Below are 20,347 nucleotides of genomic sequence, written 5' to 3'. Positions count from 1 at the left end.
CAACTAAAAGTTTAGTTTTATTTTAAATAAACTTTTAACACCATATTTGGTTTTCAATCACAACTAAATTATAAATGGAAATAACCTTTCATGGTGCCGCCCGTAATGTAACCGGCAGCAAACACCTTATTCGCTTACAGGACGGGACAAGCGTACTATTAGATTGTGGCATGTTTCAGGGCCTGGGCGAGCAAACCGAAGATATGAACGAGCACTTTGGCTTTAACCCCAAAAAGCTCGATTACATGATACTCTCGCACGCGCATATCGACCATTGCGGATTGATACCCCGCCTGGTAGCCGAAGGTTTTGAAGGACCGATATTTTGCACGGCCCCCACTATGGACCTGGCTAAGATACTGATGATGGATTCGGCCAAAATACAAATGCAGGATGTAGAGTATAGCAACAAACACCGGGCTAAAAAAGGCCAGCCACTGCTGGAGGCTTTATATACCGAAGATGATGCCATTGCCGCACTGCGCCAGTTTAAAATTGTAGACTATCACCAGGAATATGCCATAACGCCGCGTATTAAATTTATGTTTACCGATGCCGGGCACGTATTAGGCAGCGCAGCTATGCATATAACCGTATTAGAAGACGCCAGAGAGACAAAAATTACTTTTAGCGGTGATGTTGGCCGCTATGGCGACCTGTTGCTTAAAAGCCCGCAAACCTTCCCCCAGGCCGATTACATTTTATTAGAATCGACCTATGGCGATAGCCTGCATAAAGATATTGGCCCTATTGAGGATGCTTTACTGGAAGTGATAAAAAATACCTGCGAGGTAAAAAAGGGCAAGGTTATCATTCCGGCCTTTAGTGTTGGCCGCACGCAGGAGTTGCTATATGCACTTAATGCATTAGAGTTAAGGGGCGTATTGCCCGATGTGCCTTTTTATGTAGATAGCCCGCTATCTGAAAGAGCAACGCAAGTGGTAAAGGACCATCCCGAGGTTTATAATAAGGATGTAAAAGAAGTTTTAAAAATTGATGCTGATCCGTTTGGCTTTAAGGGTTTAAAATTTATACAAACTACACAAGAGTCGATAGCCCTTAACGATGATGTAAGGCCTTGTGTTATTATATCTTCATCTGGCATGGCCGAGGCAGGGCGCGTAAAGCATCACATTAAAAATAACATTGGCAACCAAAAAAACACCATCCTGATGGTAGGTTATGCCGAACCAAATTCGCTTGGCGGCCGCCTTGCCCGCGGCGAAAAGGAAGTGCATATTTTTGGCGAACCGTACCTGGTAAATGCCGACGTAGAATCGATAAAAAGCATGAGCGCCCATGGTGATTATGAAGACTTGCTGCATTTTGTATCGTGCCAGGACCCTAAGTTGGTTAAAAAGCTATTCCTTGTGCATGGCGAGTACGATGTGCAGCAGCACTTTGCCGAAAAATTAAAAGAAAAAGGCTTTGCCAATGTAGAGATACCCTATCAGCACGAAAAGGTAGTACTGGAATAAAAACAAACAATAAAGCCGGCGATGAGCCGGCTTTATTGTTATTTCTTCAATCCTATTTCTCTCAAACGTTCATCCAGGTATTCGCCTGCGGTAATGTCTTCATAAACCTTAGGGTGGGCTGCATCAATTGTTGATGACAAGCTGGTTAGGTCCATATCGGCTTTTGGATGCAGAAAGAACGGCACCGAGAACCTTGAAAATTTCATTTGTTCGCGCGGTGGGTTAACCACTCTATGCGTTGTAGATTTTAGCTTATTATTAGTTAACCGCTGCAGCATATCGCCTACGTTAACTACCAGGTCTTCGCCGTAAGCTTTTACGGGAAACCATTTATTTTCGCGGGTAAGTAATTCCAAACCATCGGCACTGGCACCTATTAATAACGTGATCAGGTTAATATCCTCATGGGCACCGGCGCGTACAGCATCATCAGGCAGCGCATCAGGGTCTTCAATCGGGAAGTAATGCAGCGTGCGCAGTATCGAATTCCCGTTTTGCACCTTATCATCAAAATAGTTTTCGGGCAGGTTCAAGTAAACAGCTATAGCGTGCAGCAAATGTATACCTGCCCATTCCAGCTTTTTATAAACCTCTAAAGTGGTTGTATTAAATTCGGGCAACTCGTCTACCACAATATTATCGGGGTATAGTTCTTTTTGGGGCGAGTCGTCGCTAACGGTTTGGCCAATTTGCCAAAACTCTTTCAGATCGGGCACTTTAAAGCCCTTGGCAGTTTCTTTGTTTTTGCTGGTGTAGCCACGCTGGCCTGCAAGCCCGGGTATCTCGTATTTCATTTTTACACCATCGGGTAAAGCAAAAAGCGCCTTTACTTGTTGGTATAAATTGTCTATCAGTTGTTTGCTTAACCCGTGGTTGGTAATGGTAACAAAACCGGTTTCGTTAAAGGCTTTTCCAATACTTTCCGAAAAAGCCTTTCGCTCATCGGCAGTACCATTAATGTAGGTGTTTAGGTCAAGGCGGGGGATATTTACTGTACTCATATAGTTGATGTATTAAGCGTCAAAATTATTCAAAATAGGCAAACACGTACGATAATAATAAAACGGCCTTGTAATTGTTTGGTTACCTGGCATTATAAACCTATATATGGTTAAACGTTTGCCAATAAAATATGTCAATATACACAGAACCTCAATTTATAACAGGATTATGAGAATATTAAATAAAATATGGGGAATAAGCTTATTAGCTTTCTTACTCATACTTACTGCACCAAATAAAAGTAAAGCGCAGCAGCAAGGCGAATATATATCTGAGCAGGAGTTTTATGACGAACTACAGCCTTATGGCACCTGGGTAAGCGACCCTGAGTACGGCAACGTATGGGTGCCGGACGTGGAAGAAGACTTTAGGCCCTATGCTACACGCGGCCACTGGGTATTAACCGACTACGGTAATACATGGGTGTCCGACTATCCATGGGGATGGGCAACTTTCCATTATGGCAGGTGGCGTTTTGATAATTACTACGGTTGGGAATGGATACCCGGAAGCGAGTGGGCACCTGCATGGGTTAGCTGGCGCAATGGCGGCGGTTACTACGGCTGGGCACCATTATCGCCGGGCATCAGCATTAATGTAAACATAGGTAACGGTGGTTACGATATACCCGATAATTACTGGGTATTTGCACCGCAAAACTATTTAACATCGCCCGATATTTATAATTACTATGCACCATACAACCGGGTACATTATATTATAAACAACACTACTTATATACATAACACTTATGTGTATAATAACCGCACTTATTATGCAGGCCCGCGCCGCGATGATATACAACGTTACACCCGACGCCCGGTACGTGTTTATAATATAAATAATGTAAACCGCCCGTCAGAAACCAGGGTGAACAACAATAACACGGTTAATATTTATAGGCCAGCTGTTAGGCGTACAGATGATGCACGCCCATCAAGGGTGATTGATGGCGCTGCATACAAAAGGCAAAACCCTAACGAGCGCATAGGCATAATTGACCGTAGCAAGGGCGCATCGTACAACCGCGCCAATGCCAACAAACTGGCCGAGGAAGCACGTAAAAGCAACCCCGACAACAGGGTGGTGCGCGTAAATAACGACAACCGTAATACCCAGGCTAAACCTGTTGATGATAGCAGGGCGGCAACAAGGCCCAATAATAATAATAACAGGCCAACACCTGCCGATCGCAACAACAGGCCGGCTATTATAAACGATGCTAACAAGCAACAGCAACAAACCCGCGACCTGCAAAGGCAGCAAGCCCGCGACGAGCGAACACAACAAAACCAGCAAACTGTTGATCAGCGCCGGCAACAACACCAGCAGGCTATAGAGCAAAGCAGGCAAACAGATCAAAATGCTGTGCAACGCCAGGAACAACAGGGGCGTCAGCAACAGGCTCGTCAGCAAGATCAAGGCCGTCAGCAACAACAAGAGCAAGCCCGTCAGCAGCAGGCTGTACAACAACAGCAGGCTCGTCAACAGCAACAAGAGCAAGCCCGCCAGCAGCAGCAAGAGGCTCGTCAGCAACAGGCTGAACAACAACGTCAGCAGCAAGCTCGTCAACAACAACAAGAGCAAGCCCGCCAGCAGCAGCAAGAGGCTCGTCAGCAACAGGCTGAACAACAACGTCAGCAGCAACAGCAGGCTCGTCAACAACAGCAAGAGCAAGCCCGTCAGCAGCAACAGCCGCAGCATCGCCCAAGGCAATAACATCTTTTAAGACGCCTTAAATAAAAAAAGCGGCACCTTTTGGGTGCCGCTTTTTTTTATTAATTATGGGTGTACTAATTATCCAACCAGGAATGAACCTACTAAAAGATCTAATACCGCTTGTTTTGCTAATGGCTCGTCAAACGCGGCGGTAACCACGCTTGTTGCAGCCAATGATGATAAATTAACACCACCCTGCGTAACGTTTTCTTCGCCTGCATAGTTGCCGTTTACAGCTGCTATACCGGTATCGTTACCTAATGATGCCGAGCTTACAATGTAAGGCCTGGTAGTAGTACTATGGCCTAAATCGTGGCGTAGTTTACGGATAGCCGAAGCATGGCGTGCCTCAACAGCATGGATAGATAGTGCAGCAGTTAAAACTACTTTATTACCCAATAGGTTTGGCGCCTGGCCTTTGTAGGCACGTACACCTGTATCTTCAAATGCTTGCGCTACTGCTAAAAATGTAGGGAAATCTGTAAGGGCTGTTTTAAACGGACCATTTCCGCTGCCATTACCACCCGAAAGATCTATGTTTGGTTTAGAAACCGGTGTAGAACCTAATGATGAGATAACAGTTTTAAGAAACGTAACGTGTTTGTTCTCATCGGCAGTGATGTGTGCAATGTACGATTGCTGTGCGCTTGGTATAACACCTTTTGCTGTACCCTGATTATAGTATTCAGCTTCAAGATACTCCAATGTTAAAGCGAAATTCAACACGCTAACAATTGATGAAGTGCTTTGGCCATATGCTTTTTTAAACATTGTACCTAAAGCAAATGGCATAGCTGCAACGGCCACTTTTGAACCAAAGCTTGCTATATTTTTGATTACCGAACGACGCTCGTCTAAACGCTCGTATACTTCCGGATCAACTTTTTCTATTTCGTCTAATATATTAAATAAATTCATGGCGATGTGTGATTATGGTATGTAATTAAAACTACGTGCAGATATCTTTGTCTTGAAGAACGGCGATGCCGCTGTAAGTACTTCTGCAATTGATAAAGAAGCATTTAAGCCGTTAGCATCCACATTGTCGCTTGCAACAAAGCTTCCGGGGGTTATCAGGTTAGCAATTAATGCTGCGTGCCTTGCCTCAACCGATACAATTTTACCGGCAATGGTAAGATAATCTGCACTTTCGATTAAGTAACCTGCACCGTCGTAGGCCTTAACGCCTGTATCTTCCAATAATTTAGCGGTCGCTAATACCTGTGTACGGTTGCTTAAGTCTACACTGCTTAAATCAAACTCTAATTTAGGTATGGCATTGCTGCCTAAAGCTGCCTTAAAAAAGTCGCGGTGCAATACCTCGTGGTCACGAATGTCTGTTAAATAGGTGGTTTCCATAGCAGTGATACCGCTGTATGGGTTAGCAACCACTGCAAGGTAAAAGGCGGCTTCTAACTGCTCAAGCGCATATGCATAGTTTAATATACCTATATCGCCTTTACCAAGGTCTACAGTACCGTCTACTATAACTACTTTATCTTTTTTGCAAGATGCTGCGCCCAGTACAGCCACGGTAGCGGCACTGGCACCGGCATAGCGCAAAAAGGACCTTCTGGCCATATTTGCCCCGCCTGTAATTTGATTAATTTCTGTTTTCATAGTTGAGAAAAATTTGCGTAAAGTGTTTTATTACAATGTTTTGTTTAAGCACTTACGTACGGCTTTTTAACACGGATTTAAAAAACTGTAGTTTATAGCAAATAGGAGTGGGTATAGCTAATAAGAGTAAACCATAAGGCACAAAAAAGGCCGAAAGACTCTCGCAGTATTTCGGCCCTACATCTACCTATGAAAAACTCCCTTTGGGAAGGGCATTAATTATATTACAAATGCAGTGCCTTTATATAAAACAGGTCCTAATAGCTTTAAAAAGGCATATTGCTTGTTTAAAACTATTTACGTTGTAGAAATATGTACACAGCAAACGGGTAAAAAATTCCCGTTGTACATAATTATATAAAATAACAAAAACACAATAGGTGGTATTTAGTTATGATATAGTTATTGGATGCTAATTATATCACCAATGTTACAATAGTATGGACTACAATGTTTATTTATTGGCTACAGACCCACATGACCCCTGCCGGGACGTGATACACTCGAGAGACACCAGCTTAAAAATACGCGTGTTTTGCCTTAGTGAAGAGCGTTTTAGCGCCAATGAGTCTGAAATTCAGCTATATGGCTATGCCCATAATAAGCTGTATGCCTTCGAAACTATTAACATTACCGCCGATGACGCCCTTGATGTTGTTGGTGCCATACAGTGGTATGCCGATTATATTGACTGCCCCGAGATGGAAATTTTACCCGAAGACCCCCGCCCCGGCCACAATATTGCCATGTGAACGCATTGCAACAAACTGCATATTAACTACTTATAAATAAATTAAATTATTTTTTGAGGTAACGGTTGCAAATTCTATATTTGCAGTCCCAAAACAAAGGGAGTTTAGCTCAGCTGGTTCAGAGCATCTGCCTTACAAGCAGAGGGTCACTGGTTCGAACCCAGTAACTCCCACAAAAAGGGATACTTTAATTCCCAAAACCCTGTAAATTATATGATTTACGGGGTTTTTTGTTTTCAGATCACTCAATTTGACGCATACTTTCTTAATGTTTCCGGTACCAAAGTGAGTACCAAAATGTGATTGCTACATTTGTGGTACTCAAAAACGTCGTAATTAATTGTTTTTCAGCTTTTTAATCCTGAAAAATTTAATTAAAAATGACCTGTTTTGAGCCTGTTTGCCATGGTATTTCCAAAGGTTGGGAGTACCAAAATATCAAACCATTTAAAAATCTATTAAAACAGATTAATTATGAAAGCAACAAACAGATTCAACGTCCATTTCAAAATCAGGACGGAAAGGATGAGAGACGGCTTTGCGCCGGTCTTTTTAGGTATTGTGGTCGACGGGCAGAAAAGCTATATGTCACTCAAAAACTTCCAGGCTGATGCGGAACATTGGGATCGGGTCAAGGGATATGGCCGGAAAGACACCAAACAAGGACGCGCGATCAATGAATACCTGGACGAAGTCCGGATGACCATCAAAAGTCATTACCGGGATTTGGAATTAAATGGGAACCGTATTACATGCGAATCTTTAAAAGATGCTTTTCTCGGGAACGTCCAAGAGGATAGCCCTATCATGTTTTCCAAATTGGTAGCTTTTCACAACGAACAGGCAATGGCCTTATTAAGTATTGGTACGATGAGGCATTATTATGTAACACAGCGTTACCTTATCAAATTCTACAAGTTAAAATTCAAGAAGGAGGATATTGCTCTTTCTCTCCTCAATTACAAATTCATTGCTGACTTCGAAATTTTCTTATACAATCACAAACCAGCCGATCATCAGAAACCAATGGATACCAACGGAGTGCTGAAGCACCTTGTCCGGCTTAAAAAAATGGTAAATCTTGCAATAAGCCTCAGCTGGCTGGATAAGGATCCTTTTAAAGGTTTTAAAATGAAAAAGAAAAAGGTTGAAAAGGATTTTCTCAATGAATGGGAGTTAGACTCCATTGAGAAGAAAACTTTTGACATAGAGCGCCTCGCAATGGTGAGAGATATGTTTGTGTTTTGTTGTTATACAGGCTTATCCTACGTGGATGTGATGAACTTAAAACCGGAACATATTGTAAAAGGCATCGATGCTGAACTATGGATCAAAACTTTTCGACAGAAAACATCTATTCCTGTAAATACGCCATTGCTCGGACAGGCACAGGAGATTTTGAAAAATTACAAAAACAATGTCAGGGCAAAAGTGAAGGGCACTGTATTCCCCATCATCAGCAATCAAAAAGTAAATAGCTACCTAAAGGAAATAGCTGACGTCTGCGGCATTAAAAAGAATTTAACCTTCCATATTGCTCGTCATACATTTGCGACCACCATAACGCTTTCTAATGGGGTTCCTATTGAAACCGTTAGCAAGATGTTAGGACATACAAAAATTGCAACAACACAAATCTACGCCCGAGTGCTGGAGAAGAAAGTAAGCGATGATATGGCCATGCTTCGAAATAAATTGGGTTAGCACTAAATAGTTAAAATATTTGCAAGTTGTAATGAGTTCGATCCCCTTTCGGCTACCAAAGGAGCAAAAGAGATGCAGTCGAGAGTAATATCCGCAGCATCTCTTTTTTTATTTGTAATAACTTCCTGAAAACAACGAAAATACGCAAACAGGGAATTAATTCTAGCGGTTCGACACTTATCCGTAACCTTGTTGTAAAAGATACCCTCTGGAAATATGAAATATTGCAACTTCGGTTTCGTCAAATAATCCGCTGTAAGCCACCGAGAGGACTTTTCCCTCGAGCATTTTATGCGATAGCAAACCGCAATAAAATGGGTTGCGATTGCCACTTCGCCGTATCTGCTTTGCACTTTCGCACTGGCAAATCTTTTGGGCTTTCTAAGGCGCAATTGTTTGAACTGAAGCAGTCATTTCAGCACTATCATAAACAGCACTATCCCGAAATAAGCAAAAGCTTTCCCACGCATGGCAAGGGTACATCTATTAGTTATGCACAATGGAATAGGGAACAGCGAGAGCATATATTCACGGCGGTACAGCAATGTTTTGCTGATGCCAGGTCACAACAGGTCTTCATTGCCCGGCTGGCTGAGCGGCAGTTATTTCATTACGAAAGGAATGGTAAAATAACAGGAATTGAGCACGATGGAAAAAAGGCTGCAATGGTGTTTCGAAGTTGTCTAGCGTACTTAGAAGTAAATCCTTAAGGTACCTACTCGCCAACTTTATAATGTCATTGGTTGTTTTTATTTAATGCTTTTCTTTTAAATAAAATATATAATATGAACCCAGTAAAAAATATAATAAACAATTCAATATAATTTCTGACGATGTAGAAGTTGGAAATGTAGTTGGCATCCAGCTCAATGAATTTAAATTTTCCAGATATCAAAGGTGGAGTATTAATGATTCTAAAGCTCAGAGCCTGATTTGAACCTGACCCTTTTCTAATTTCTACATATTTAAAATCATTTCTTGAATCTTTTACTTTAACAACCATTTGGTCTTTAGAAAATCCATATCCGATCAATTTGTTTATCGTCAGATGCTCGCCAGATATCCAATTATTTTCACCTTTACTAATTATACTCAATCCATCCTCGTCTGCCAAATAGAATCCGCCTTCAAAGTCATTTAAGAAAATAGGAGTAATATTAAACGGAAGGGAATGGTAAGATTTGAGGTCATTTCGCCCATAATAATATAATTGATAATCTAAATAAAAAAAACACACTAAAAGGCTTAGAACTGCAGAAATAATAATTAAGATTAACTTTTTCATATTAAGGCCTTTCAAATTTAAAAATTACTGTTGATGGAATATAATCGTATGGAGTTCCTCCTCTTTCCAGATTTGGACCTTTTCCATCAGGAACAAATTTAGGCCCTTTAAGATATCGCTCATCAATAAAGTCAGGATCCCAAAATCCATCATCAACGAATAAATTGAAAACAACTGTATACTTGTGGCCTTCGTTGCTTATTGACCAAGTAACGTTTGTTCGCCCGACATGAAATATAGCGTCTGTCAGATTGACGTTGAAACGTCCGTTTGTTGTGTTCACATGGCCTGACTTAATGTTCCTATAACTAGCTTTAAACTGCTTGCTATTCAGTAACGCTGCTACTGTATTTGGACCAAGCCTAACAGGCTGACCATTGCCGCTGTAATAATGTGTAAAAGCATCCCAAGAATTATCAATAGTTTTATACTGTCCCCCCTCACTGGCTCCCTGCCCAACCTTAATGGTTTGAGAATGCCAAGTAATTGTAGGGTCCATACCTACATTTGAGCCCGTTTGATATTCTATTTTAATATATCCCGGACCAAACCTTAGAGCATCCGATCCATACTTGGCCTTAGCATATACTGCATCTTCAAGTTCATTCATACTAAGTAGAATGTATGGACCACCATGACCATTATAGTCAATAATTTCATTTTGCATATCAATTGTTAATGACCCTAACTCGGCTTCGCTATCCCGCTTAAACATATTCCGGAACTGTGTAAGATTGGTAGTAGCTACTGTTAAAAAGTTAACCCCGTTAGTGCTGACTGCATTTGGGATGACAACATAATCTCCCATTGGGTCATTCAACATCACTGGGTTATTGTTGCCATACTGGTAGGGCGACAGCTCGCCTGTCTGCTCCGCCATTGGGTCAACGGCTATAAATCTACCAATTGTAGCATCATAATTCCTATAAAAAGTTTGATAATAATCGGGCAGGCTGTTGCCCAGGTCGTTTTGCCATTCGCTTTCGTCGTTGTAGAGCTTTTTGTTGGGAACCGTTGGTGTGCTAACCGTACTGTTTGGCATGATAAGTCCACTGGGGTAATAACTGTTTTCCTGTATTACCCTTGCGGTGGCACCTGTGCCGCCATTATCAAACGTCACCCTTGCGTTGCCTTGCTGGTCGGTAATTACATACTCATTAATAAATGTCCCGGCATTGTTGCGTACCCGTCCCTCCGGAGTGGCAAAGTAGCCCATAGTATGCGCGGTATTGTTTCCGGCACCTGAATATACAAATCCATCTATATAATCAGTTGTGCTTTGTATAGTGCCAGCACTATAAATCTGCTTGCGTAAAAGCGTACCCCCGCCGTCGTAGGCGTAATAAACGTATTTGCCGGCATCCTGTGTAGATGTTATCTTATCCGTTTTATTCAGATAGTTGTAGGTTATACTTAATCCCTTGTAAGGGTCTCCTGTGGTATTGCCGCTACTGTCATAGGTATACGTCCCTGTTGTGGTACCTGTTAAATTACGGAAGCCTGAGTTGACGAACTGCGGTGTGGTACCATCTGTTACTTTACTTAGCTGGTTAGGGTTGTTGGTATCGTAAGTGTAGCCCAGGTAATCGGTATTGCTATACGTACCACCCTGCATAGATGAATCGCGCCTTAAAGTAAGCAGGTTGCCATTCTCATTATAAGTGAGGTTATACTCGGTAAACCCATTAACATTGATGTTAAAAGCTCCTGTACCTGTTGTGCTGCGTTCGGCATAATTGGCCGCCGTGTAGCGGTTCATTTGGTCGTAGCTATATTTATAGCTGCGCTCGTAGCCCTTCGTTCCCGATCCGTCTACCGTCATCCATTTAGAGCCTGATAACATGCCGGTATATTCGGCGGTATTACCCAGGTTGCTATCCGTTTCGTTATACAGTAAGTTAATACCGAACACATCATTCGTGTCGTCATTATTAGCATCGGCAATTAGCTTGCTGTTATTGATTGAACTGAGCTGCCCCCGAATGGTGTACCTATAATCTATCGATTGCAGCCATGTACTGCCCCCAAATGGCGTGTGCAGTTGCTTATCTATCAATTGCCCTAATTCGTTATAAGTATATCCGGCAAGTTTAAAGGTCGACTGTCCATTATACTTTTGCTGCAACAGGGTAACCCTATCGCGGTGGTCGTAGCTGAATGTGATGAGTACGGTTGTGGTATTGGATGTAAATGTGCCTACCACTTTAGTGGTTTTGCTTTGTATGGGCACACCGCTAAACTTATACGAGATCGTTTTAATATCGCTTACGGTACTGTATAAGTGGTTATTACTTTGCTGTTGTATGGCGTGGCCATACTTGTCATAAAAAACAATACTGATCAGCCACATATCGGCCAAACCCTGGCCCACGGTGCGCTTCCTGTTGATGGTAGGCATGCCACGGTTAAATGTTACCGCCGTCCCTTCACCTGATATGCTTTGCGTAATGTAGCTGTAATCATCGGTGCCGTCCTGGTTAAGGTCGTAGTTATCGTAATAGCTATAGGCCAGTCCGTATATGTTGATATTGGGGAATACGTTATTGCTGTAGTAACCAGCGCCAGAGCTGGATGTTCTGGTCTCAAACCAATAGGTGGAATAATCCAGCCCGTCAACATAGGCCTGCATAGTTGCCTGTGTAGTGTAGGTGGTATTGGTATACAAGCCCTGCGCAATAGCACGCCCCTTGCTGTCGTACTTGATGTAATTCCATTGATTGGTTGCCTTTAGTTTAGCATTCTGCATCAATACAGGCCGTTCCAGCGGGTCGTAAATAACATTCATTGCATCGGCACCCGGCACTTTTTTGGTGGTAAGCCTGCCGCGGTAATCATAGCCGAATTGGAATATTAAATTGCTAACAGCAGTATTACCAAAGTTGCCATAGTTGTTGGCGATAATTAAGGCGGTGGCTTGTGGGGGCACAATATAGATCAGTTGCCCACCCTCGTTATAAATATAATAGGTATCAAGGTAAGCTACGGGGCTGGCGGTAACCAGTTGCCTCTTTAATACCAGTTGCCCCAATTTATCTGTATAGGTCAAGGTCTTGGCACCTCCTTCATCTGTGCCTTCCATAACTGAAAGGGAATAGTCGGCATATATGGTTGTGCGGGTGCCGTCAGGTTTCCAAAGGATAATATCCGCGTCGCTTGAACTGTTCGTCCGGTAGCTGACGGTTTTATAATGGTCGCCGCTGATAGGTTGGAAGCCAGTGCCTACATTGCCAATGGATAACACCCGTTGTAGCGGGCTGTTCTCAAACAGTTGCTGATTATAAGGCTTAGCATCATCTGCCACTTTATCACCGCTGCCGTTGGCATAAAAAGCAGGCTGTTGCGTACTGATAGCGGTGGATTGATAGTTACCTCCGCCGTTATAGGTGTAAGGCAGGTAACCGGTAGTTTGCCTGCCCAGGTTATCGTAGGCATAAGGCTGTATCATGTCATTTTGCGAGGGGCTTGCCTTTACCGCTACTCTTTGCAATGCCCGGCCTAAGCCATCCATATACATAATGGTGGTGCTTTTACCGCTGACAGGAAGCGTGTCTATTACCGAAGGATCTGTATAGGGTTTAAGCAATATATCTTCCTGGACGTATGCCCTGGTTTGTGCATTTGTATAAACACTCATCAACATACCTGCGATCAGTGTTACTAAAGAGAACTTAACGTTCATATATCTTTCGTTTGATTAGGTTATTGGATAGGTTTATAGTGCTGCTTTTACATATTTTTTCCTGTACCGGATATTGCCGTCCATATCCTTCAGCAAAACCAGGCGGTTATATCCGTCATATTCGTAAAAGATAGTCATACCGTTGGTGTCTGTCTCCGTAAGCCGTATCATCTTATCCGTATCGTTTGAGTACGTTTTAACCTCTGCTATGTCAGGATAAAACAATATATCATCGACCACTAAAGAGGTGCTACTTTGAAACTTTACGGTGAAGGGCGCCGTCATACTGGCTGTTGTGGGCAATGTTGTTTCGTAATATTTATATACGCCACCTGTATTAGCATAGTTAATAACGCTATTAACGGAATACAATCCGGTAGAATTAGTTGCGGTAACAGTGAGTGACCCGCTTCCCGTAGATTTTATCCATATCGAAAATATCGCTGCCTGGGCGTAAGCATTCTTCTTAAGCGTTATACTGGAAACAGAGGCTGAAGTGATAGATAACCCATACGTCCCAGTACGGCTAAGCGTAGTTCGGTTACCTGTTGTATAGCTAAATGAATAAGGATTGGCACCCTCATAATTGGCATAAGCAACCTCGTCATATCTCGCGTTGGCTATGCTGGCTATGGGCATTTCACTTTTCACCTCATACAAGTTTGAGGCCGTGCGTCTGCTATTATCATAAGTGGTTAACAATTGCCCCCAAATGTTATATCCGTACATCCGGCTTTTAATATAATAATGGCTGTCTTTTGTAAATGTGCCCGTACCCGACACATACGAAGGCGAAAAGCTGCTGTAGCCGTCGGTATTGTTCATCACAGAGATTCGTTCTGGTAAAGTAAGGTCAGGAGAGTACGTATTGGCAAAAACATCAAACTCGGTAATACTGGCCGAAACAAAGGCCGAATCCGGGCTTCGGTATTTTACTTTATACTCTTCCACAGGCATGTTCACATTGCCATCTTGCAGCGTTTTTATAGCTTTAGTACTGGCATCGGCTGCCGACATATCGGCAGGGCATACATAATCTTTCAGATAACGGTAATTGGTAAATAGTATTGATCCATCGCTGTTGGTTGTTTTTATTTTGGTGGGGTATTCGTGTTTAGCACTTCCGTAAGTGTAGTTTGTTGTGGTGGATAGCGCATTATATGGGCTGGCGGAATTATATACGGTGGCAACTTCTTGCGTTACCTGATTACCTGCACCAATAAAAACGGGGTATTTGGTATAAGAAGTAACATAGCTGCCATTTACTTCGGCTTCCAGTCCATAAATTTTTCCGGGTGTTCCAACACGCTGATAGGTATACTCGGTTTTACCCTTCAACTGACCCGAAACATCATAATGGCTAACCCTTGTTAACAAACCTCTTTCAAAGCTATAATCTATCTCAGGCGCAAAGGGATAGGCGTAGGCAAGCGTTGCCGGGTCATAATAGGCGGTACAGGTCGCCCTGCCCATATACGTTTTCAAAGGTGTCCAGTCTGGCACTGCTGTTCTGTTCCAGGCGTTGCCCGGGGTTGTATATTCATATTCGCTATATCCTGCGCCCGTCATCGTTACCCTAACCTTGCTGTAAATAATGCTATGGTCTTCACCGGAAAGGTCGAGTTCCGAGCGTATGGTCTCGTTTGCCCAGGTAGTTGGTGCGCTGGGGTTATAGGTAGTTGGAGAAGTAAAAGCAAATACGGGCAGTGAGATCGGCTTTCCGGATGAAACACCTCCTGAAGTATAAGTATAGTTGCGTACTATATTATTAGCACTGTTTACCCCGTCATAATCGGTGATATTTTTTATGCGTATGCCGCCTCCTTTAACCAAAGTATTAGCTATGGAATCTATATAGTCGTTTGATTCATATTCCAGCTGTGTATACCCGGTTGTCGTTAAAGATCCGTCGCCATCATAATATATTTTTGTTAACGAACCATAATCAACCGAAGTTTCATTTGTACTCCGGTCTACACCTGCTATGGAATACGGATAGTATATCAATGAACCGGGGTTTGTAAATTTATACCTTTCGTAAGTCGAAGTGGGGTTGATATAGGTTGTTGGTACTAAGGATGTAGGCGCTGTTGAGGTCACCATGCAATAGCCCCAATAGTCTATATTCTTTGATGTGGAATCGGGCAATGTGGTTTTTAGATCGGTCCCGGTTCCTGTACTCCCAGAGTATTTAAAATGCAGGTTTAATGGGCTGATAGATGAATTATCATTGTTAATGCTTTCTAAAAAATTGCGGTAGTATTTGGTTGTTCCGTCGCTTTCTAGGAAATAACGTAATTCGTAATTGAAATTAACATTGACACCGTTACTGTTGGTAATAGAGGTGATCTGGGAATAACCCGTAGAAGTATTTGTAGTAAAAGTGAAAGTGGCTCTAGTATACAAAGCGTCCTCCGTCTGGTCAGTGACTGACGCCAGCATTTGCTGCTTATAAGTATCTTTTATAGTGTATTGGGTTGTTTTGGTATTGCCAATGTAATAGGCCACCGGTGTTACAGATACGACATCGGTAGGAACTGTTGTATAGCTAATGTTGATCTCATTGTTTTTCCTGTCAGTCATCTTAGTCAGTAACCAGGAATTATAAAACTGTGTGGATGTTTTATAGTAATTATAATCCGATTTGGAAAATAATATAGTTGCCGGCGACGAACTTGTCGCTATTCGCGTCTGTGTCTGTCCCTGTTTAAATTCATAAGTGATCCCCTTATCGTTAGTAATGGTAAAGCCGGTAATACTTCCATATAATTGAGATGATGCTGTAGTATTTGTCGTATAGGCAATCTTTATATCCTGGTAGGTGGTCGTTTTAAAATTATGGTCTTTATCTATTACCAGCTGGCAATTAAGACCGGGGGCATTAACATTAAAAATATCAGGCTCGTTATCGCCTAACCCGCCCATATTGGTGTTAATATAACTCAGATCGGCTGCTTCTTTAGTGCAGGACGTACCGGAATTATACTGACTGTCGTTCGTAATGGTAAATGAGTTAATACTGGCACCTCTCGTATTATATAGCCACCCTATTTTGTCTGTCTCAGTAGATCCGGTAAACGGTTTTCGGTCATCTGGGAAGCCCCGTAGTATTCGGGTAACTGCACCGCCTGCCACAAGTTGCCAGCCCATGCCCAGAGAGCCTTCCACATCTTTTACTTTTACGCCGCTTCCGCTGTATACCGCATTGACCGGGAAGCTAAGTGTTCCCCTGTTTAAATTATACAGTGGAATGTTGACGATCGCCGTGCCTGTAAAATTATTTACTGACACCAGACCGCCTTGTGCGAAGCTTTGCTTGGTGAACAGAAGGATAAACACTATACCAGCAAAAAAAGGTAATTTCGGTTTCATATGTGGTAAGGAAAGGTTGAAGCAATTTAATATTTAAATATTATTTGTGCTGTAAATATTATTAAATAAATATTCAGGATTTACTTAGAAAGGATTGTATACGCTATATGACAAGAACAACGTAATTCTCGGGCAAAATTTATCAGAAGTCTCGACGCAAGTTTGTCACTAATTATTTTATGAATTTTCAACTATATGGAGTAAATGCTAAAGTAGATATATGTCAATACCGGCAATTATAAAATCAAGGAAACGATTTCATGATTATCTTAACATTGTAAAATAAGTCGCTACTATCGGTCCGACTCGGATTAGCTCGGAGTAATTTCCAATTTCCTTAACTCATTTTTGTATAAAAACACCTACCTCGTACATGAGGTGTGAATTTTATTTAGATCAAGTCGGCACATTTGTGCTTAAACGACTCTTGATTTAATAAAATTATATGGACAAAAAAACACCTAAGTTATGTACAGGTTGCGAATTTTATTCAACTCAAGGGTACAACTTTGCGTGAAGGGTACAACATTAAGTTGTACTTGTGGGACAACTGATAACGAATTAGGTTTGAATTTTAGCATTAGAAAATCAATAATTATGGCAGCAGAAATCATCACGAAGGAAGACTTGCAGGAGTTCGGAGAACGACTGCTCGGTCAAATGAAGGCGCTGATAAGCGGTGGTTCAACTGAAGAACCAAGGAAGTTTTTAAAGAGTTACCAGGTCAAGAACCTGCTCAGGATTTCCAACAATACCCTGCAAACGCTCAGGGATAACGGCACTATTCCGTTCACCAAGATCGGCGGCATCCTGTATTACAATTACGAGGATATTATGAAAGTCTTGAAGGGGGAAGTTAAAAGCAAACGGATCAGTTTCAGTAAATAGATATGTGTTCAGCCTTCAGGAGCAAGCCATGTTTTCGCTACGCTTAAACGGCTTGCTCCTTCGGAGGTAAGCATGATTTTGCACTTCGTTTAAAATCAAAGATCATGGGAAGACCGGCTTTACAGGAAGAGGATAAAAGGATCATACAGGTCAATATCCGGCTGACAAAAGAAGAGAACGACATTGTTTGCAACTATGCCGAGGCATCAGCAATGACACCGGCTAATTGGATCAGGCAGAAAGCTTTTACCGGCAGGTTCCCTGCCATCAAACTGTCACCCGTTAATGCGTCGCTTTACCGTGAGTTGCACAGGATCGGCGTAAACCTGAACCAGGCGGTTAGGCAGGTTCATGGAGGTAAACTTTCACCGGCTTACCTAACGATCCTGACGGCATTGATGAACACGCAAAAGGACATACTTAACTGCTTATTAAAATGACAGCGGATCAGGTAAAAGGAAAAGGATTCAGGGGCGCACTGAGATACAACCTGCAAAAGGTCGATAAGGGCGTTGCTAAAATTCTAGATATGACTTTTACATCGGGCAAAGAGGATTCTATCATGCAGGAAGTGGCTTTGGTCAGAATGTTAAGACCAAACCTGCAAAAATATTTTTACCATACCTCGCTAAACTTTCCGCCAAGCGAGAACCTGGGCGATGAACAAATGAACATTATTGCAAATGAATATTTGAACAACATGGGATTTGACCAGCATCAGTACGCCATCTTCCGGCACTTTGATGCGGACCATCCGCACCTGCATATACTCGTCAACCGCATCGGCTACGATGGCAATGTGGTAACCGATAGCAAAGACTACCAACGAAGCGAACAGGTGCTGAGAAAGCTGGAAAAGCAACATGGGTTAACGGAGGTTATTTCCAGCCGTCAGGCGCAGGAAAGGGCAATGACCAAGAACGAACTTGAAATGATGAAGCGGACCGATGAACCATCCGTTAAAATGAAGCTACAGGTTGTTATTAAAAACGTGCTAAATCAGAAGCCGGATGCCGAACAGTTCATTCAGCAGTTAGAAGCGCAGGGTATTAACGTATTGTTTAACCAGGCCAGTACCAGCTTTGTAAGCGGCATATCTTATGGGTATCAGGGTATGCAGTTCAAAGGTGCCCATTTAGGTAATGCCTATAAATGGTTGGCCATTAAAAATATTATCAGTTATGAACAAGAAAGAGATCGCACAGCAATACACCAGGCAAATGTTAGGACAAGAGAGCAGCAGTCAACAAGAGCCGGGCAATCAGCCACAAGAGGAGCAGCAGCCGGAACTGACGCAGATTCAAAAGTTACTGCCGGAAATAGAAAGGATGTACAGCAGGGCGCTGGAAAATTACAGGATAAGATCGGAAACGAAAATAGAAAGTACCAGCAGAAGGCTGGAAATGATGAACAGCGCCGCAACCAATCTGGCTTTTCAGATACAAAGGATAGTGGACAGCGCGGAACAGATATACAAAGCAAACAATCAGGTAGGCAGCAGGTGGATTATCAGGCTTTACCTGATAGCGATCTTATCGGGAGTTTGCTCGGCACTGATCTCCATGCTGGTGATATGGATCAAGGTGCATTAAATGAATTCAAACGCAAGCTGAAGAAAAGAAAGGGTCAAAGACTGTGTTAGCAAACGATTATAGGATAGATTCAGACTGTCTTTTTTAAGGAGGACAATATGATTAACTTCAACAAGCCATTGTGATTTTAAGCAGACTATGTTAACATGTTTAAAACAATTTGCATGCTAAGTGCTTGTTTATTAACAACAATTTGTTAGTATTGTGTAAAATGTTACCTTTGCGGCCCCTTAAAATTCTCCTTTTACTAAAATTGTTAGTAACTTTGCACGTATGATAACCTATAAGTTTGATGTTTTAAAGTCACTTAATGCGTTGCTATTTATTGCTAATAAAATAGCAAACAATGGTGTAGCGGACAAGTACGCCACACTGAAAATTTTATATTTTGCTGAAAAAAGGCATCTTTCGCTTTATGGAAGACTAATTACAGACGATAGATTTGCCGCTTTGAAATATGGTCCTGTTCCATCAAATAGTTATGATATATTAGAAAATAATCTAATATATGGCGAATCATTTCAATTAGTAAGCAATAAAAAAATACACCCTTTAACATCTCCCGATTTAGATTATCTATCAGAAAGCGATGTAGAATGCCTTAGTCATGCCATAGAAGAGAATATTGCATTAGATTTCCAATCTTTAATGGAAAAGTCGCACGATAATGCTTACCACGAGGCTTTTGATAGTGGTCTGCAATACATGAATATTGAGAGTATTGCTATACAGGAGGGCGCGGATCAAAATATGTTAGGTTTCATAAAAGAACATTATGAAACCGCCAATTTATCTTCATGGCTACCTGCTTAGGAGATTTATTTCCACAAGAGTTTAGAACAGACTATGCTGGCAGGGCATTAAGTCCAAAATCGATCGTTATTATTAACATTCCTGAATTTAATTTGGGATACGATAAGATGATGGTATTAATAACAACGTCGGTAGATAATACAGCGATGGCTTGCGTGTCCATTAATACCAACCCTTCTCCAAGAAACAATCATGTAATAATTCCTTGTGCAGACTTTGATTTTTTGGAATATGATAGTCACATGAATTGCACAAATATCACTCCGGTTAATGTTGATTGGTTAAGAACGATACTAACTAATGAGCCAGAAAGAATAAAAGGAGAGATTTCAGATACACAACACACAGAAATATTACAGCGTTTAAGCGCTTCAACTAATATAGCTCCCATAATTAAACGAAAATTCAATCTGTAGCTTAATGGTCATGCCTGGTTCTGTTTC

General features: G+C 41.9%; 15 protein-coding genes, 1 tRNA gene and 1 pseudogene. 10 read left to right on the top strand and 7 right to left on the bottom strand.

Annotated elements, in window-relative coordinates; genetic code table 11:
* The first annotated feature begins 74 nt into the window (after window positions 1–74).
* Window positions 75–1,478: an MBL fold metallo-hydrolase gene (locus tag FFF34_015050; protein TSD63882.1), complete on the top strand. Its 1,404-nt coding sequence runs from the start codon at window positions 75–77 to the stop codon at window positions 1,476–1,478.
* Between the two features lie 38 nt (window positions 1,479–1,516).
* Here the strand turns inward: FFF34_015050 and FFF34_015045 are convergent, their stop codons facing one another.
* From FFF34_015045 to FFF34_015030, 4 genes and pseudogenes are all read right to left on the bottom strand, one after another.
* The gene (locus FFF34_015045) at window positions 1,517–2,479 is read right to left on the bottom strand and encodes an isopenicillin N synthase family oxygenase (GenBank protein ID TSD63881.1); all 963 of its coding nucleotides are present in this window, start codon (window positions 2,477–2,479) and stop codon (window positions 1,517–1,519) included.
* 1,372 nt (window positions 2,480–3,851) lie between these two features.
* A pseudogene (locus tag FFF34_015040) lies at window positions 3,852–4,184 on the bottom strand (hypothetical protein).
* 93 nt (window positions 4,185–4,277) lie between these two features.
* Entirely contained in the window at window positions 4,278–5,117 is an 840-nt protein-coding gene (locus FFF34_015035; GenBank protein TSD63880.1) for a ferritin-like domain-containing protein, read from the bottom strand.
* Between the two features lie 12 nt (window positions 5,118–5,129).
* Window positions 5,130–5,819, bottom strand: a complete 690-nt coding sequence (locus FFF34_015030) for a ferritin-like domain-containing protein (protein TSD63879.1) — start codon at window positions 5,817–5,819, stop codon at window positions 5,130–5,132.
* A gap of 440 nt (window positions 5,820–6,259) precedes the next feature.
* Here FFF34_015030 and FFF34_015025 point away from each other — a divergent pair, with 440 nt between their 5' ends.
* The 4 genes from FFF34_015025 to FFF34_015010 all read left to right on the top strand — a co-directional run bounded on the left by FFF34_015025 (window position 6,260) and on the right by FFF34_015010 (window position 8,985).
* Complete coding sequence (locus FFF34_015025; protein TSD63878.1) at window positions 6,260–6,571, top strand: hypothetical protein; 312 nt, start codon at window positions 6,260–6,262, stop codon at window positions 6,569–6,571.
* Window positions 6,572–6,669: 98 nt separating this feature from the next.
* A tRNA-Val gene (locus FFF34_015020) sits at window positions 6,670–6,747 on the top strand.
* Window positions 6,748–7,045: 298 nt separating this feature from the next.
* On the top strand, window positions 7,046–8,275 hold the full coding sequence (locus FFF34_015015; GenBank protein ID TSD63877.1) for a site-specific integrase: 1,230 nt from the start codon (window positions 7,046–7,048) through the stop codon (window positions 8,273–8,275).
* A gap of 314 nt (window positions 8,276–8,589) precedes the next feature.
* Window positions 8,590–8,985: a hypothetical protein gene (locus FFF34_015010; GenBank protein TSD63876.1), complete on the top strand. Its 396-nt coding sequence runs from the start codon at window positions 8,590–8,592 to the stop codon at window positions 8,983–8,985.
* Between the two features lie 26 nt (window positions 8,986–9,011).
* On the opposite strand, the gene FFF34_015005 is transcribed toward FFF34_015010, so the two are convergent.
* Genes FFF34_015005 through FFF34_014995 form a run of 3 tightly spaced genes read right to left on the bottom strand, consistent with a single transcriptional unit; the run spans window position 9,012 to window position 16,611 of the window.
* The gene (locus FFF34_015005; protein ID TSD63875.1) at window positions 9,012–9,560 is read right to left on the bottom strand and encodes a hypothetical protein; all 549 of its coding nucleotides are present in this window, start codon (window positions 9,558–9,560) and stop codon (window positions 9,012–9,014) included.
* A 1-nt stretch (window position 9,561) separates the two neighbouring features.
* Window positions 9,562–13,239 (bottom strand): hypothetical protein, encoded by a 3,678-nt coding sequence (locus FFF34_015000; protein TSD63874.1) that lies wholly within the window; start codon window positions 13,237–13,239, stop codon window positions 9,562–9,564.
* A gap of 33 nt (window positions 13,240–13,272) precedes the next feature.
* The gene (locus FFF34_014995) at window positions 13,273–16,611 is read right to left on the bottom strand and encodes a hypothetical protein (GenBank protein ID TSD63873.1); all 3,339 of its coding nucleotides are present in this window, start codon (window positions 16,609–16,611) and stop codon (window positions 13,273–13,275) included.
* 597 nt (window positions 16,612–17,208) lie between these two features.
* Here FFF34_014995 and FFF34_014990 point away from each other — a divergent pair.
* From FFF34_014990 to FFF34_014970, 5 genes are all read left to right on the top strand, one after another.
* Window positions 17,209–17,499, top strand: a complete 291-nt coding sequence (locus FFF34_014990) for a helix-turn-helix domain-containing protein (GenBank protein ID TSD63872.1) — start codon at window positions 17,209–17,211, stop codon at window positions 17,497–17,499.
* A 104-nt stretch (window positions 17,500–17,603) separates the two neighbouring features.
* Window positions 17,604–17,939 (top strand): MobC family plasmid mobilization relaxosome protein, encoded by a 336-nt coding sequence (locus FFF34_014985; protein TSD63871.1) that lies wholly within the window; start codon window positions 17,604–17,606, stop codon window positions 17,937–17,939.
* Window positions 17,936–19,141, top strand: coding sequence for a relaxase/mobilization nuclease (locus FFF34_014980; GenBank protein ID TSD63870.1), 1,206 nt, complete (start codon window positions 17,936–17,938; stop codon window positions 19,139–19,141). The genes FFF34_014985 and FFF34_014980 overlap by 4 nt, the downstream gene beginning before the upstream one ends.
* A 223-nt stretch (window positions 19,142–19,364) precedes the next feature.
* Window positions 19,365–19,904 (top strand): DUF4065 domain-containing protein, encoded by a 540-nt coding sequence (locus FFF34_014975; protein ID TSD63869.1) that lies wholly within the window; start codon window positions 19,365–19,367, stop codon window positions 19,902–19,904.
* Window positions 19,889–20,320, top strand: coding sequence for a hypothetical protein (locus tag FFF34_014970; GenBank protein ID TSD63868.1), 432 nt, complete (start codon window positions 19,889–19,891; stop codon window positions 20,318–20,320). Before FFF34_014975 ends, FFF34_014970 begins: the two co-directional genes overlap by 16 nt.
* The last annotated feature ends 27 nt before the right edge of the window (window positions 20,321–20,347 follow it).

The organism is Inquilinus sp. KBS0705 (genome assembly GCA_005938025.2).
Classification (GTDB): Bacteria; Bacteroidota; Bacteroidia; order Sphingobacteriales; family Sphingobacteriaceae; genus Mucilaginibacter.
The sequence above is the reverse complement of the archived record's forward strand: the minus strand, read 5'-3'. Positions and strand labels throughout refer to the sequence as shown.

Coding starts and splice junctions, on each gene's coding strand:
- FFF34_015025 (TSD63878.1), top strand. CDS start 6,260: ATGGACTACAATGTTTATTTATTGGCTACAGACCCACATGACCCCTGC.
- FFF34_015050 (TSD63882.1), top strand. CDS start 75: ATGGAAATAACCTTTCATGGTGCCGCCCGTAATGTAACCGGCAGCAAA.
- FFF34_015035 (TSD63880.1), bottom strand. CDS start 5,117: ATGAATTTATTTAATATATTAGACGAAATAGAAAAAGTTGATCCGGAA.
- FFF34_015000 (TSD63874.1), bottom strand. CDS start 13,239: ATGAACGTTAAGTTCTCTTTAGTAACACTGATCGCAGGTATGTTGATG.
- FFF34_014995 (TSD63873.1), bottom strand. CDS start 16,611: ATGAAACCGAAATTACCTTTTTTTGCTGGTATAGTGTTTATCCTTCTG.
- FFF34_014980 (TSD63870.1), top strand. CDS start 17,936: ATGACAGCGGATCAGGTAAAAGGAAAAGGATTCAGGGGCGCACTGAGA.
- FFF34_015030 (TSD63879.1), bottom strand. CDS start 5,819: ATGAAAACAGAAATTAATCAAATTACAGGCGGGGCAAATATGGCCAGA.
- FFF34_014985 (TSD63871.1), top strand. CDS start 17,604: ATGGGAAGACCGGCTTTACAGGAAGAGGATAAAAGGATCATACAGGTC.
- FFF34_015005 (TSD63875.1), bottom strand. CDS start 9,560: ATGAAAAAGTTAATCTTAATTATTATTTCTGCAGTTCTAAGCCTTTTA.
- FFF34_014970 (TSD63868.1), top strand. CDS start 19,889: ATGGCTACCTGCTTAGGAGATTTATTTCCACAAGAGTTTAGAACAGAC.
- FFF34_014990 (TSD63872.1), top strand. CDS start 17,209: ATGGCAGCAGAAATCATCACGAAGGAAGACTTGCAGGAGTTCGGAGAA.
- FFF34_015045 (TSD63881.1), bottom strand. CDS start 2,479: ATGAGTACAGTAAATATCCCCCGCCTTGACCTAAACACCTACATTAAT.
- FFF34_015015 (TSD63877.1), top strand. CDS start 7,046: ATGAAAGCAACAAACAGATTCAACGTCCATTTCAAAATCAGGACGGAA.
- FFF34_014975 (TSD63869.1), top strand. CDS start 19,365: ATGATAACCTATAAGTTTGATGTTTTAAAGTCACTTAATGCGTTGCTA.
- FFF34_015010 (TSD63876.1), top strand. CDS start 8,590: ATGGGTTGCGATTGCCACTTCGCCGTATCTGCTTTGCACTTTCGCACT.